The organism is Pseudomonas sp. LPB4.O (assembly GCF_038383825.1).
GTDB lineage: Bacteria > Pseudomonadota > Gammaproteobacteria > Pseudomonadales > Pseudomonadaceae > Aquipseudomonas > Aquipseudomonas putida.
This window is the reverse complement of record NZ_CP151298.1, coordinates 668,360-682,500: the sequence shown is the minus strand read 5'-3', so window position 1 is coordinate 682,500 and position 14,141 is coordinate 668,360. Positions and strand designations below refer to the sequence as shown.

Here is a 14,141-nt window from a genome sequence, read left to right as displayed (position 1 = left end):
CGTAGCGGGAGGTGAATCATACAGCGTTTAGAAGCGCTGTCAACCACCATTTCAACCGCTTGCGATCTTTCGATCGTAGCCCTTTCAGCAGCATCTTAACTACCTAACCCATTGAATCTCAAGGAGTTTGTCGTTCCGATGTCGCTGGAAGTGGGGCGCATTATAAGGGGATTCGGAAGGGCGTCAACCTTTAATTTCAAGAAACTGAAATATAAGCGGGAAATACCTAGAAAGGCCCGTACAACGCATTCAGCGCCTGTGAGACCCAAGGCGAACAAAGCTGAAATGCCCGAGGCGCCCCCCCAAAAACAAAGCGGGGAGGCCTTTCGGCCTCCCCGCTTTAATTACCTGCCCTTAAAGGCTAGGGAATGCAAACTGCGACGCTTCATGGCTGGCACGCTGCGGCCAGCGCTGGGTAATCGCCTTGCGACGGGTATAGAAGCGCACTCCGTCCGGGCCATAGGCATGCAGGTCACCGAACAGCGAACGCTTCCAGCCACCAAAGCTGTGATAAGCCACCGGCACCGGCAGCGGCACGTTCACACCCACCATGCCCACTTCGATCTCGTCGCAGAACAGGCGCGCCGCTTCACCGTCACGGGTGAAGATGCAGGTACCGTTGCCATACTCGTGATCATTGATCAGCTGCATCGCCTGCTCCAGGCTGTTCACACGCACCACGCACAGCACCGGGCCGAAGATCTCTTCTTTATAGATACGCATCTCCGGGGTCACCTTGTCGAACAGGGTGCCACCCACGAAGTAGCCATCTTCATTACCGGCCACACGGAAGCCGCGGCCATCCACCACCAGCTTGGCGCCGGCAGCAACACCGTCATCAATGTAACCCACTACCTTGTCACGGGCAGCAGCCGTTACCAGCGGGCCCATGTCCAGGCCGCACGAAGTGCCGGCACCAATCTTCAGTGCCTTGATCTGCGGTTCCAGCTTGGCAATCAGGGCATCGGCCACCTGGTCGCCCACGCATACCGCCACCGAAATGGCCATGCAGCGCTCGCCGCACGAACCGTAGGCCGCGCCCATCAGTGCGCTGACGGCATTGTCCAGGTCGGCATCCGGCATCAGTACCGCGTGGTTCTTCGCGCCACCCAAGGCTTGCACGCGCTTGCCGCGCTTGGTGCCTTCGGCATAGATGTACTCGGCGATCGGCGTTGAACCGACAAAGCTCAGTGCTTTTACTTCTGGCGCTTCGATCAGCGCATCCACCGCCTCCTTGTCACCGTGCACCACGTTCAGGATGCCCTTCGGCAAGCCGGCTTCCAGCAGCAGCTGGGCGATGTACAGGGTCGAGCTGGGGTCACGCTCGGACGGCTTGAGGATGAAAGCGTTGCCGCAGGCGATGGCCAGTGGGTACATCCACAGCGGCACCATGGCCGGAAAGTTGAACGGGGTAATGCCAGCGACCACGCCCAGCGGCTGGAAGTCGGACCAGGCATCGATGTTCGGGCCGACGTTGCGGCTGTACTCGCCTTTCAATACTTCTGGCGCTGCGCAGGCGAACTCGACGTTCTCGATGCCGCGCTTCAGTTCGCCGGCTGCGTCTTCCAAGGTCTTGCCATGCTCTTCGCTGATCATCTGCGAAATCTTGGCTTCGTTCTGCTCCAGCAGTTGCTTGAAGCGGAACATTACCTGGGCGCGCTTGGCCGGTGGGGTGCTGCGCCAGGCCGGGAAGGCCGCCTTGGCGGAGTCGATCGCTTCCTGCACGGTCGCGCGACTGGCCAGCTCGACCTTGCGTACAGCCTGGCCGGTGGACGGGTTGAAGACATCGGCGGTGCGCTCACCTTTGGAAACCAGCTCGCCATGGATCAGGTGCTGAACAATGCTCATGCAAAACTCCGGATATAGAAGGTAGAGGCAGGCGCGCTATCTATACATGCGCGCGCCTGGCATCGAAATCGGAAAGATCAGTCGATCAGGTTCAGGTTTTCGCCGACGGCGTCGAACAAGCGATCCAGTTCCTGCGGCGTGGTGTTGAACGTTGGGCCGAACTGCAGGGTGTCGCCACCGAAGCGTACATAGAAACCTGCCTTCCACAATTTCATCGCCACTTCGTACGGGCGGACGATGGCATCACCGTCACGGGCGGCGATCTGGATGGCGCCGGCCAGGCCGTAGTTACGGATATCGACAACGTTCTTGGTGCCCTTCACGCCGTGCAGCAGCTTCTCGAAGTGCGGCGCCAGCTCGGCGGCGGACTGCACCAGGTTTTCCTTCTGCAGCAGGTCCAGCGCGGCGATACCGGCGGCGCAGGCCACCGGGTGGGCCGAATAGGTGTAGCCGTGCGGGAATTCCACGGCGTATTCCGGCGTCGGCTGGTTCATGAAGGTGTGATAGATCTCACTGCTGGCAATCACCGCGCCCATCGGGATGGCGCCGTTGGTTACCTGCTTGGCGATGCACATCAGGTCCGGGGTCACGCCGAAGGCTTCAGCACCGGTCATCGCGCCCATGCGGCCAAAGCCGGTGATCACTTCGTCGAAGATCAGCAGGATGTTGTGCTGGGTGCAGATTTCACGCAGGCGCTTCAGGTAACCCTTAGGCGGCGGCAGTACACCGGCGGACCCCGCCAGCGGCTCGACGATCACCGCAGCGATGTTGGAGGCATCGTGCAGCTCGATCAGCTTGAGCATTTCGTCAGCCAGGGCAATACCGCCCTCCTCCGGCATGCCCTTGGAGAAGGCGTTCACCGGCAGCACGGTGTGAGGCAGGTGGTCGACATCCAGCAACTGGCCGAACATCTTGCGGTTACCGTTCACGCCACCCAGGCTGGTACCGGCGATGTTCACGCCATGGTAGCCGCGGGCACGGCCGATGATCTTGGTCTTGGTCGCCTGGCCTTTCAGGCGCCAATAGGCACGCACCATCTTCAGCGCGGTGTCGGCGCACTCGGAACCGGAGTTGGTATAGAAGACGTGGTTCAGATCGCCTGGAACCAGATCAGCAATCTTTTCCGCCAGCTGGAACGACAGCGGATGGCCAAACTGGAACGCCGGGGAATAGTCCAGGGTACTCAGCTGACGGGTGACCGCGTCGGTAATTTCCTTGCGGGTGTGCCCGGCGCCGCAGGTCCACAGGCCAGACAGCGCATCAAAGATCTTGCGCCCTTGGTCATCGACCAGGTAGTTGCCTTCGGCCGCCACGATCAACCGTGGGTCGCGGTGGAAGTTGCGGTTGGCGGTGTAAGGCATCCAGTGGGCATCCAGCTTGAGCTGGCTAGCGATACCGGCGGGAGCGGTTTCGGGCATGTTCATCGGCGGTTCCTCGAAAGACGATTAGGCAACGATGTATGTTGTTGCAGCTAAATTGGCACGGCGATAAAGTCTGAAAAAGCCAACATTTCTAATCTTCAGACAGGCCGTGACTAAACTGATGAGCCGACGCCCCGATCCACTCGCCCAAGTCAGCGATTTCGACATCCGCCTGCTGAAGATCTACCGCAGCGTGGTCGAGTGCGGTGGCTTTTCGGCCGCCGAGAACGTGCTGGGCATTGGCCGCTCGGCCATCAGCCAGCAAATGAACGACCTGGAGCAACGCCTTGGCCTGCGCCTGTGTCAGCGCGGCCGCGCCGGTTTCTCGCTGACCGAGGAAGGCCGCGAGGTCTACCATTCGGCACTGCAACTGCTCAGCGCCCTGGAAAGTTTCCGCACCGAGGTCAACGGCCTGCACCAGCACTTGCGTGGCGAGTTGAACATTGGCCTGACAGACAACCTGGTCACCCTGCCGCACATGCGCATCACCCATGCCCTGGCCGAACTCAAGGACCGCGGGCCCGATGTACGTATCCAGATCCGGATGATCGCACCCAGCCAGGTCGAACACGGCGTGCTCGACGGCAGCCTGCATGTTGGTGTGGTACCTCAGACCAGCCCGCTGTCGGGCCTTGAGTACCAGCCGTTGTACAGCGAACGCTCGCTGTTGTACTGCGCGGTCGGCCACCCGCTGTTCTATGCCGACGACCAACAGATCGACGACGACCGCCTCAACAGCCAGGAAGCCATCACCCCCACCTTCCGCCTGCCCGCCGACATCCAGGCCCATTACCAGGCGCTGAACTGCACGGCCAGTGCTTCAGACCGCGAAGGCATGGCGTTTCTCATCCTCACCGGGCGCTACATTGGCTACCTGCCCGACCACTACGCCACATTCTGGGTGCAGCAAGGCCGCTTGCGCGCCCTCAAGCCCCAACAGCGCTTCTATGACCTGAGCCTGAGCTGGGTAACGCGCAAGGGCCGGCGGCCCAACCTGGTACTGGAAAGCTTCCTCGACAGCCTGGCTGCGACACGTTGATGCCAGTCTGTGCCGCAAACGCTTGTCACTTCGGCGCAGGCAGGTAATCTTGTCCGACAGCCGCAGCCACTGACCCGTACGGAATCGTCCATGACCCTAGAAGTCCCTGCGCACCGCCTCTCCGCCTCGGGCAAGCCCGCGGGCCGCATCCGCCAGAAAAACGAACAGGCCATTATCCAGGCCGCCGAAGACGAGTTCGCCCGCCATGGTTTCAAGGGCACCAGCATGAACACCATCGCCCTCAAGGCGGAATTGCCCAAGGCCAACCTGCACTACTACTTCACCAACAAGCTGGGCCTGTACATTGCCGTGCTCAGCAACATCATCGAGTTGTGGGACAGTACCTTCAACGCCTTGAGCGTCGAGGACGACCCCGGGGAAGCCCTGAGCCAGTACATCCGCACCAAGATGGAGTTCTCGCGCCGCAACCCGCAGGCCTCGCGGATTTTCGCCATGGAGGTAATCAGCGGTGGCACCTGCCTGACCGAATATTTCAGTGCCGACTACCGCGAGTGGTTCCGCGGCCGGGCTGCCGTGTTCCAGGCCTGGATCGAAGCCGGCAAGATGGACCCGGTCGACCCGGTGCACCTGATCTTCCTGCTTTGGGGCAGCACCCAGCACTACGCCGACTTCGCTACCCAGATCTGCCAGGTTACCGGCCGCAGTCGCCTGACCAAGCAGGACATGGAAGACGCAAGCAACAACCTTATCCACATCATTCTGAAAGGCTGCGGCATCAAGCCCGCTGTGTAACCGTCATTTATGCCTTCTACCCTGCTCGACCTCTGCGAATACCGCGAGGACATCCGCAAAAGCCGCTTCATCACCCTCGCCGGGCCGATCAGCAGTGCCGCCGATGCGATGAGCTTTATCGAACGCCACAGCGACCTGGCCGCCACCCACAACTGCTGGGCCTGGAAGCTCGGCGGGCAGTACCGCAGCAACGATGACGGCGAACCCGGCGGCACCGCAGGCCGGCCGATCCTGGCAGCCATCGAAGCGCAGGACTGCGACCAGGTCGTGGTGCTGGTGATCCGCTGGTACGGCGGTATCCAGCTGGGTACCGGCGGCCTGGCGAGGGCCTATGGCGGCGGCGCCAACAAGTGCCTGCAACAGGCACCCAAGCGGCTGCTGGTGCAGCGCAGCGAATTCACCTGCAGTTGCAGTTTCAGCGAACTTGCGTTGGTGAAACTGCGCCTGGCGGAGGTGGACGGCCTGGTACTGGATGAACAGTTCACCGCCAATGGCGTAGACCTGCTGATCGCGCTTGGTGATGCCCACAGGGCGCCACTGCAGCAGCAACTGGCCGACCTGAGCCGCGGGCGCATCCTGCTCGAAGCATGCTGAACATTGCCCACAACAACTGTGGGCCTGCCTGTGGATAAGCTTGGGGCACTCTCTTGCAGGCTAGTGATTTCGAGGCCCCCAGAGCTTTGATCATATTTTGATCACTATTTGATGACAGTCGTAAACTGCTGAATGTCCGCGACTTATCCCCAGCGAACCGCCCATCCAAGCCGCCCCCCCTTGCTCACCTTGCACACAATAACTGTGGACCAGCCTGTGGATAACCCGTGCGCCAACGGGCGAAGCGCCCGGCCCCGCAAGGCCCAGACGAAACTGACCATTTTTTAACCAGACGCAAACCAGGCACGCGTATTCGCCGTGACGTATGCTCAATTCCTTTTCCCACACCGATAAAGGAATGTTCCTATGGCTACTTCAAGAACTGCCCTCATCATCGGCGCCTCGCGCGGGCTTGGCCTAGGCCTGGTGCAACGCCTGAACGAAGACGGCTGGAGCATCACTGCCACCGTGCGCAACCCGCAGCAACCCGGCGCCCTGGCGGACGTGACCGGCGTGCACATCGAACAGCTGGAAATGAACGACACCGCCCAACTCGATGGGCTGAGACAACGCCTGCAAGGCCAGGTGTTCGACCTGGTATTCGTCAATGCGGGCGTCATGGGCGCCCTGCCGCAAGACCTGGAGACGGTTCAGAACAAAGACATCGGCGACCTGTTCATGACCAATGCCGTGTCGCCCATCCGCGTGGCCCGCCGCCTGGTCGGCCAGGTGCGCGAGGGCAGCGGGGTGCTGGCCTTCATGAGTTCGATCCTGGGCAGCGTAACCATCCCCGACGGTGGCGAAATCTGCCTGTACAAGGCCAGCAAGGCAGCGCTTAACTCGATGATCAACAGCTTCGTGGTTGAACAACAGCGCCCCGACCTGTGCGTGCTGGCCATGCACCCGGGCTGGGTGAAAACCGACATGGGCGGCGAAAACGCCGAAATCGACGTGTTCACCAGCACCCGCGGCATGCTCGACCAGATCAACGCACAAAGCGGCAACGGCGGCCTGCGTTTCATCAACTACAAGGGCGAACCCTTGGTCTGGTGATTCACCGGGTCGCAGCCTGGCCGGGCGCAATGCCCGGCCAGGCCCTGTAGAATGGCGGCAACCGTACCTGATTGAGATGCCCCACTATGTATGACTGGTTGAACGCCCTGCCCAAGGCCGAACTGCACCTGCACCTGGAAGGCTCGCTGGAGCCCGAGCTGCTGTTCGCCCTGGCCGAGCGCAACAAGATCGCCCTGCCCTGGGCCGATGTGGAGACCCTGCGCGGTGCCTATGCCTTCAACAACCTGCAGGAGTTTCTCGACCTGTATTACCAAGGCGCGGATGTGCTGCGTACCGAGCAGGACTTCTACGACCTGACCTGGGCCTACCTGCAACGCTGCAAAGCCCAGAACGTGATCCACACCGAACCGTTCTTTGACCCGCAAACCCACACCGACCGCGGCATCCCTTTCGAAGTGGTGCTCAATGGCATCAACCAGGCGCTGAACGATGGCCGCAAGCAACTGGGCATCAGCAGTGGCCTGATCCTCAGCTTCCTGCGCCACCTCAGTGAAGAGGAAGCGCAAAAAACCCTCGACCAGGCCCTGCCGTTCCGCGACGCGTTCATCGCCGTCGGCCTGGACAGCTCGGAAATGGGTCACCCGCCAAGCAAGTTCAAACGCGTGTTCGACCGGGCCCGCAGCGAAGGCTTTGTTGCCGTTGCCCATGCCGGCGAAGAAGGCCCGCCCGAGTACATCTGGGAAGCGCTCGACCTGTTGCAGATCAAGCGTATCGACCACGGTGTTCGCGCCATCGAGGACGAGCGCCTGATGCAACGCATCATCGATGAGCAGATCCCGCTCACCGTGTGCCCGCTGTCCAACACCAAGCTCTGCGTGTTCGACCACATGAGCCAGCACAACATCCTGGACATGCTCGAACGCGGCGTGAAGGTTACGGTCAACTCGGACGACCCGGCCTACTTCGGCGGCTACGTGACGGAAAACTTCCACGCCCTGCACACCCACCTGGGCATGACCGAAGACCAGGCCCGTCGGCTGGCGCAGAACAGCCTGGATGCCCGGCTGGTCTGATTGACCGACGCCGTTGCGCTCAGCCGACCTGCAACGTCGCCACGCGGGCTATGCGATTGATCTGCTGGATACCCAGCGCCGAGATATGCAATGCCCGCGTGTCCTCGGCCTCGCGCATCCAGCCAGATTGCAGAAACAGCCTGAACAAGGCCTGGCCCAGCACGCCACCCAGGTGCGGGGCCTGGTCGTTCCACTCGGTGCAACGACAGATCACGCAACCACGTTGCTGGTGTGGCGCCAGGGCATCGATGTAGACCCCGACAAGCGCCAATTGCGCCCGCCCCTCGTCACTTACCATCAACTGTCGGCCGCTGCCTTCCAGCCAGCCGGCCACCACCACGCGATGGTACAGCTCACTGGCCAGCTCCCCACCCAGGTGATCGCCACAACGGCGAGCGCGGCGCATCGACATGGGCAACGGTGATACCGGCGCCTTGGCCTGCTCCCCCCTGGCGCCCTCCAGTTGAACGCTGGCCAAGGCCTCCACGGCGGCCCCGACCTGCGGTGTCGCCAGGCGGAAATAGCGCTTGCGGCCACGTGCTTCATGCCTGAGCAACCCGGCCGACGACAGCAACGAAAGGTGCGCGCATGCCGATGACGAAGTCAGGCCGGTCATTATCGCGAGCTCATTGGCCAGCCGTGGCGTGCCGTCGATCAATGCCCACAACATGGCACTGCGCTTCGGGTCGGCCATCAGGCTGGCAATCTGGCTGATACTGCTGGCTGCGTTCATATCCCTGTAACTCCCTGCAAGTTCACGGTGTGGATGCGATGGCCAACCCTGGCGGGGAAGCACCTCTCGCTGTCACTGGCCTGGGTCGCCAGTATAGGCCGCAGCAAACGCCGTTCAGACGCTCACCTGCCGATATACCTGCGGCGAAAAACCACTGGGTATGCCTACCCTTGGCAAACAGTGAAACAGCCTCGGAAAACTGCCCGGAACCCGGTCAACCAAAGGTCCGATATACGCGTACAGCGGCGTAGAAACATCTTGATGAAAAAAGACCGGCTGCAATTTCAGATATGGCCCACAGCCATGTTCCGCAAATAGCGCGCAACGAAGCGAAGGTTCTGCGGGTTTGCGGGCATTACGCCCAAAGCGGGAAACAGGGAGAGTAAATGCGCCTGTCGACCGTCAGTCAGGACACTGATCCAGCCCGTGGCAGCCACGAAGGGCGGCGCTACACTTGAGCGGCTACCCCTTCTGGAGGTTTGCCGCGATGAAAATTGTCGTCAGTGCATCGAGCCGAAATCCTGCCTGCCCCTGGCAGGTCCAGCTCGATCAACACGTGGTCAGTTTCCGCAGCGAGGCCGAGGCGCGGGCCTTCGTCGCCACGCTCGAAACCCGCCTGCAGGCACCTCACCCGCTTATGCGGGACGCCTGGCCTGCAAGCGTCGGGTCAGCAGCGCGACACTGACCGCCAGTGCACCGCACAAGCTGATCACCGTCGCCATCGGCACCGCACTGCCATCATGCAGCAGGCCGACCAGTGCCGCCGCCCCTGCGGCGACGCTGAACTGCAGGCAGCCCATCAGTGCCGAGGCGCTGCCAGCCCGTGCGCCCTGCCCGCTCATGGCGCAGGCAGAGGCGTTGGGGATGATGCAGCCCAGGCTGGCGATGCAGATGAACAGCGGTACCAGCAGCGGCCACAACTGTGCCGGCTGCAACGCTGCCACGCCCAACAGCGCGAGGCCTGCCGCCAGGTAAACCCACACCCCGCGCGCCAGCAGGAACGCCGGGCCACGCTTGGCCAGTAGACGTGCATTCACCTGTGCCACCAGGATGAAGCCGGCGGCGTTGGTGCCGAACAGCCAGCCGTAGTGCTCGGCCGGCACGTCATAGAGCTTGATGAACACGAAAGGGGAACCAGCGATGTAGGCAAACATGCCGGCAATGGCGATACCACCGGTCAAGGCATGGCCAAGGAACACCCGGTCTGCAATCAAACGCAGGTATTGGCGCAAAGCGCCAGACAGCGGCTGACGCGGCATGTGCTCAGGCAGGCTTTCCGGCAGGCCAAGGCTGACCGCCAGCAGGCAGCCGGCACTGAACAGGCTCAAGACCAGGAAGATCGACTGCCAGCCCGCCAGGTTCACCAGCACCCCGCCCAGCATCGGTGCCAGGATCGGCGCCAGGCCCATGACCAGCATCAGTTGCGAAAACACCTTGGCCGAGGCCACCGGGTCGCACTTGTCGCTGACGATGGCCCGCGACAGCACCATGCCAGCACAACCGCCCAGTGCCTGGACGAAGCGCGCCAGCACCAGGGTGTCGAGGTTGGGGGCATAGGCACAGGCCAGCGACGCCAGGGTGAACAGGGTCACCCCGAACATCAGCGGTATGCGCCGGCCAAAGCGATCAGCTACCGGGCCATAGGCCAACTGGCCGATGGACAGGCCGAGGAAGTAGGCGGCCAAAGTGGCCTGGATGTGTTTTTCATCGGTGGCGAACGCCTGCGCCATGGCCGGGAAGGCGGGCAGGTAGAAGTCGATCGCCAAGGGCCCGAACGCACTGAGTGCGCCCAGGATGAGCACCATTCGCAGGTTCATCAGGAATCCATAGCAGGCTAAGCAAGTGATTGATTCTACCTGCTGTGGACCCTATCGGTATGAAAACATTTGCAACAAACCTGGGCCTTGCGGGGACAACTGTCTGGCTCGAAACCTGAAAATTGCCGTGGTCCCTGTGGGGAGCGGGCGTGCCCGCGAATCAGGCAACGCGGTGGATGGCACCGGCTATGCCGGTATTCGCGGGCACGCCCGCTCCCACAGGTGAGTCTCCCACTGGCAAGTCTTCAGGCGAGTTCGGCCTGATAACCTTCATCACGAATGGCGGTAAGGATCTGCTCCTGCGCCAGTTCACTCTGCACCCGTACCTGCTTGGCTGCCAGGTCGATCTCGACCTTGGCCGCTGCATCCTGCTCCTGCACCGCGCGGGTCACGGCTTTCACGCAATGGCCGCAGGTCATGCCTTGTACATTGAACACTTGCATGGGGGTTTCCTCCTTCAGGTTTTCAACGAGTCTCAAGCTTGCCATCGGGGCAAGGTCAAGCCCTGCCAGCAACACCTGGGGTGGAAATCCGCGCCCGCGTCGGCCAAGCTTCGCGTTTGACGATCAGGCAAGCAGGAGATTCTTCATGTTCAGGGCAGCATTGGGCGTCGTCGGGCTATTGAGCGCGCTGGCTGCGGTGCCACCGGCCAGTGCCGAGGGCAATTCGGACTACAGCGTACTGATCATTTCCCGGGAACGCCTGGAAGTGGCCACCAACTGCGAAATCGGCGTCTACCTCAACGATCAGCTTTCCGGGCGTGTGTTCCAGGAGCAATCCACCTCGTTCAACCTGCCGCCCGGCCCGGTAGATGTGCGCCTGCGCCTTTTGCCAGGGCAGATGCCAGGCTGCGCAGCGGGCATCGAAGACCAACGCAGCACACGCTTGAACCTGCAGGCGGGCCAGATCAACAAATACCGCATCGCCATGGGGCATTATGGGCTTGAGTTGAAGCGAGCCGGCCTGGGCTATTGACCTTACCTGCATGGCAAGGTTGATGCTGGAGGCCTGTCCAAGGAGGAGAGCCATGCCCGCATCCACCACGTATGACCTGCCGATCTCCGGCATGACCTGCGCCAGCTGTGCCGGCCGGGTCGAGCGCGCCCTGCGCAAGGTCACCGGCGCTGAACAGGTCAGCGTCAACCTCGCCACCGAACAGGCCCGGGTCCAGGCCCCGGCCGACAGCCTGCCCGCCCTGGTCGATGCCGTGCGCGAAGCCGGCTACGGCGTGCCCACCCGTACCATCGAACTGCAGATTGGCGGCATGACCTGCGCCAGCTGCGTCGGCCGCGTAGAGCGCGCCTTGGGCAAGCTGCCCGGGGTCGAGCAGGTCAGCGTCAACCTTGCCAGCGAACGCGCGCACCTTGAAGTGCTGGCGGCCGTTGATGACAACCTGCTGATCGACACCGTGCACAAGGCCGGCTACAGCGCCAGCCTGCCGCAAACGGCCAACGTCGACCAAAGCGCTGCCCAGCGCCGCCTGCGCAACGAGCGCCTGGCAGTCGGCGCAGCCTTGCTGTTGGCCCTGCCACTGGTATTGCCGATGCTGGTGCAGCCATTCGGCCTGCACTGGATGTTGCCTGCATGGGCGCAGTTCCTGCTGGCCACGCCGGTGCAGTTCATTCTTGGCGCCCGCTTCTACGTAGCCGCCTGGAAGGCCGTGCGCGCCGGTGCCGGCAACATGGACCTGCTGGTGGCGCTAGGCACCAGCGCTGGCTACGGCTTGAGCCTGTACCAGTGGGCGCAGGCCCCTGCCGGCATGGCCCCACACCTGTACTTTGAAGCCTCGGCCGTGGTGATTGCCCTGGTGTTGCTGGGCAAGTACCTGGAAAGCCGTGCCAAGCGCCAGACCGCCAGCGCCATTCGCGCCCTTGAGGCACTGCGCCCGGAACGCGCCCTGCGTGTAGTAGACGGCCAGGAGCAAGACGTGGCCATCGCGCAGTTGCGCCTGGGCGACCTGGTGCTGGTCAAGCCCGGCGAGCGTTTCCCGGTAGACGGTGTGGTCGAAGACGGCAGCAGCCATGCCGATGAAGCCCTGATCAGCGGCGAGAGCCTGCCGGTGCCCAAGCAACCCGGCGACAGTGTCACCGGTGGTGCCATCAATGGCGAAGGCCGGTTGCTGGTGCGCACCCAGGCGCTGGGCACCGAAACCGTGCTGGCCCGTATCATCCGCCTGGTGGAAGACGCCCAGGCCGCCAAGGCGCCGATCCAGAAGCTGGTCGACCGGGTCAGCCAAGTGTTCGTCCCGGCCGTGCTGGTACTGGCCCTGATCACCCTGATCGGCTGGTGGCTGGCCGGCGCACCGTTGGAAACCGCACTGATCAACGCCGTTGCTGTGTTGGTCATCGCCTGCCCCTGTGCCCTCGGCCTGGCCACGCCTGCAGCAATCATGGCCGGCACCGGGGTTGCCGCCCGCCACGGTATCCTGATCAAGGATGCCGAAGCCTTGGAGCGTGCCCATGCGGTCAACCGCGTGGTCTTCGACAAGACCGGCACGCTTACCTCTGGCAGCCCGCGGGTTGTCCACAGCCAGGCGCAAGTGGGCAGCAGCGCCGACCTGCACCGCCTGGCCGGCGCCCTGCAGCGCGGCAGTGAGCACCCACTGGCCAAGGCGGTGCTGGATGCCTGCGCCGAACAGAAGCTGGACGTGCCAAGCGTTACCGACAGCCAGTCGCTGACCGGGCGCGGCATCGCCGGATGTGTAGAGGGCCGCGAGTTGGCCTTGGGCAACCGCCGCCTGCTCGACGAAAGCGCACTGCAACCTGGTGACCTGGACGCCAAGGCCCAGGCCTGGGAAGCCGAGGGGCGCACCCTGTCGTGGCTGATCGAACGCGGCACGCAACCCCGTGTGCTGGGCCTGTTCGCCTTTGGTGACAGCCTCAAGCCCGGCGCCGCGCAAGCCATAAATACCCTGCACGCACAGCACATCAGCAGCCACCTGCTGACCGGCGACAACCGCGGCAGCGCCAAAGTGGTGGCCGACGCCCTGGGCATCGACGATGTGCATGCCGAAGTGCTGCCGGCCGACAAGGCCGCCACCGTGGCCGCGCTCAAGCTGGATGGCGTGGTCGCCATGGTTGGCGATGGCATCAACGACGCCCCGGCCCTGGCGGCCGCCGATATCGGCATTGCCATGGGTGGCGGCACCGACGTGGCCATGCAGGCCGCCGGCATCACCCTGATGCGTGGCGACCCGCGCCTGGTGCCGGCCGCCCTGGAAATCAGCCGCAAGACCTACGCCAAAATCCGCCAGAACCTGTTCTGGGCGTTCATCTATAACCTGATCGGCATCCCGCTGGCCGCGCTGGGTTACCTCAACCCGGTACTGGCCGGCGCCGCCATGGCCCTGTCCAGCGTCAGCGTGGTCAGCAACGCGCTGTGGCTCAAGGCGTGGAAACCCACCAGCACCAACGAGGAAGCGCCATGAACATCGGCCAGGCCGCCCGCCGCAGCGGGCTTAGCACCAAGATGATCCGTTATTACGAATCCATCGGCCTGCTCAAACCTGCCACGCGCAGCGACAGCGGCTACCGCCTGTACCAGGCAGAAGACTTGCACAGCCTGGCCTTCATCAAGCGCTCCCGCGACCTGGGCTTTTCCCTGGAAGAGGTCGGCAAGCTGCTGACCCTGTGGCAAGACCGCCAGCGTGCCAGCGCCGATGTGAAGGCGCTGGCGATGCAGCACATCGATGAACTGAACCGGCGTATCGAGGAGCTGGTGAGCCTGCGCGACACTCTTGGCGAGCTGGTTTCGCATTGCCAAGGGGACGACCGCCCGGACTGCCCGATCCTCAAGGACCTGGCCAACGGTGCTGCTGGAAGTTGCTGTCACTGATCGGTCATCAGCCTT

The 14,141-nt window shown here is 62.9% G+C and carries 14 protein-coding genes; 9 read left to right on the top strand and 5 right to left on the bottom strand.

Going from position 1 to position 14,141, the window contains the following annotated elements; translation table 11 throughout:
* Window positions 1–354: 354 nt before the first annotated feature.
* On the bottom strand, window positions 355–1,848 hold the full coding sequence (locus MRBLPB4O_RS03030) for a CoA-acylating methylmalonate-semialdehyde dehydrogenase (protein WP_341797485.1): 1,494 nt from the start codon (window positions 1,846–1,848) through the stop codon (window positions 355–357).
* 77 nt (window positions 1,849–1,925) lie between these two features.
* The gene (locus MRBLPB4O_RS03025) at window positions 1,926–3,272 is read right to left on the bottom strand and encodes an aspartate aminotransferase family protein (protein ID WP_016497892.1); all 1,347 of its coding nucleotides are present in this window, start codon (window positions 3,270–3,272) and stop codon (window positions 1,926–1,928) included.
* A gap of 115 nt (window positions 3,273–3,387) precedes the next feature.
* Here MRBLPB4O_RS03025 and MRBLPB4O_RS03020 point away from each other — a divergent pair, with 115 nt between their 5' ends.
* The 5 genes from MRBLPB4O_RS03020 (at window position 3,388) to MRBLPB4O_RS03000 (ending at window position 7,742) form a co-directional block, all read left to right on the top strand.
* Window positions 3,388–4,308: a LysR family transcriptional regulator gene (locus MRBLPB4O_RS03020; RefSeq protein WP_341798853.1), complete on the top strand. Its 921-nt coding sequence runs from the start codon at window positions 3,388–3,390 to the stop codon at window positions 4,306–4,308.
* 90 nt (window positions 4,309–4,398) lie between these two features.
* Window positions 4,399–5,061 (top strand): TetR/AcrR family transcriptional regulator, encoded by a 663-nt coding sequence (locus tag MRBLPB4O_RS03015; protein WP_016497890.1) that lies wholly within the window; start codon window positions 4,399–4,401, stop codon window positions 5,059–5,061.
* A gap of 9 nt (window positions 5,062–5,070) precedes the next feature.
* Window positions 5,071–5,655 (top strand): YigZ family protein, encoded by a 585-nt coding sequence (locus MRBLPB4O_RS03010; RefSeq protein ID WP_016497889.1) that lies wholly within the window; start codon window positions 5,071–5,073, stop codon window positions 5,653–5,655.
* Between the two features lie 366 nt (window positions 5,656–6,021).
* On the top strand, window positions 6,022–6,708 hold the full coding sequence (locus MRBLPB4O_RS03005) for an SDR family oxidoreductase (protein WP_341797484.1): 687 nt from the start codon (window positions 6,022–6,024) through the stop codon (window positions 6,706–6,708).
* Window positions 6,709–6,794: 86 nt separating this feature from the next.
* Window positions 6,795–7,742, top strand: coding sequence for an adenosine deaminase (locus tag MRBLPB4O_RS03000; protein WP_049273703.1), 948 nt, complete (start codon window positions 6,795–6,797; stop codon window positions 7,740–7,742).
* 19 nt (window positions 7,743–7,761) lie between these two features.
* On the opposite strand, the gene MRBLPB4O_RS02995 is transcribed toward MRBLPB4O_RS03000, so the two are convergent.
* On the bottom strand, window positions 7,762–8,475 hold the full coding sequence (locus MRBLPB4O_RS02995) for a helix-turn-helix transcriptional regulator (RefSeq protein ID WP_049273704.1): 714 nt from the start codon (window positions 8,473–8,475) through the stop codon (window positions 7,762–7,764).
* A gap of 487 nt (window positions 8,476–8,962) precedes the next feature.
* Here MRBLPB4O_RS02995 and MRBLPB4O_RS02990 point away from each other — a divergent pair, with 487 nt between their 5' ends.
* Window positions 8,963–9,160, top strand: a complete 198-nt coding sequence (locus MRBLPB4O_RS02990) for a hypothetical protein (protein WP_080642756.1) — start codon at window positions 8,963–8,965, stop codon at window positions 9,158–9,160.
* On the opposite strand, the gene MRBLPB4O_RS02985 is transcribed toward MRBLPB4O_RS02990, so the two are convergent.
* Together MRBLPB4O_RS02985 and MRBLPB4O_RS02980 are read right to left on the bottom strand one after the other, a co-directional pair.
* Window positions 9,111–10,292 (bottom strand): multidrug effflux MFS transporter, encoded by a 1,182-nt coding sequence (locus MRBLPB4O_RS02985; protein WP_341797483.1) that lies wholly within the window; start codon window positions 10,290–10,292, stop codon window positions 9,111–9,113. The two genes, MRBLPB4O_RS02990 and MRBLPB4O_RS02985, sit on opposite strands and share 50 nt — an antisense overlap.
* Before the next feature lie 245 nt (window positions 10,293–10,537).
* On the bottom strand, window positions 10,538–10,735 hold the full coding sequence (locus tag MRBLPB4O_RS02980) for a cation transporter (protein ID WP_012270354.1): 198 nt from the start codon (window positions 10,733–10,735) through the stop codon (window positions 10,538–10,540).
* Window positions 10,736–10,880: 145 nt separating this feature from the next.
* Between MRBLPB4O_RS02980 and MRBLPB4O_RS02975 the strand changes: the two genes are divergently transcribed.
* Genes MRBLPB4O_RS02975 through cueR form a run of 3 tightly spaced genes read left to right on the top strand, consistent with a single transcriptional unit; the run spans window position 10,881 to window position 14,126 of the window.
* Window positions 10,881–11,267, top strand: coding sequence for a hypothetical protein (locus tag MRBLPB4O_RS02975; RefSeq protein ID WP_049274448.1), 387 nt, complete (start codon window positions 10,881–10,883; stop codon window positions 11,265–11,267).
* Window positions 11,268–11,319: 52 nt separating this feature from the next.
* On the top strand, window positions 11,320–13,719 hold the full coding sequence (locus tag MRBLPB4O_RS02970) for a heavy metal translocating P-type ATPase (RefSeq protein WP_341797482.1): 2,400 nt from the start codon (window positions 11,320–11,322) through the stop codon (window positions 13,717–13,719).
* A complete protein-coding gene (gene cueR / locus MRBLPB4O_RS02965) occupies window positions 13,716–14,126 on the top strand; it encodes a Cu(I)-responsive transcriptional regulator (RefSeq protein WP_016497881.1) in 411 nt (136 codons plus the stop codon). Before MRBLPB4O_RS02970 ends, cueR begins: the two co-directional genes overlap by 4 nt.
* Window positions 14,127–14,141: the final 15 nt, after the last annotated feature.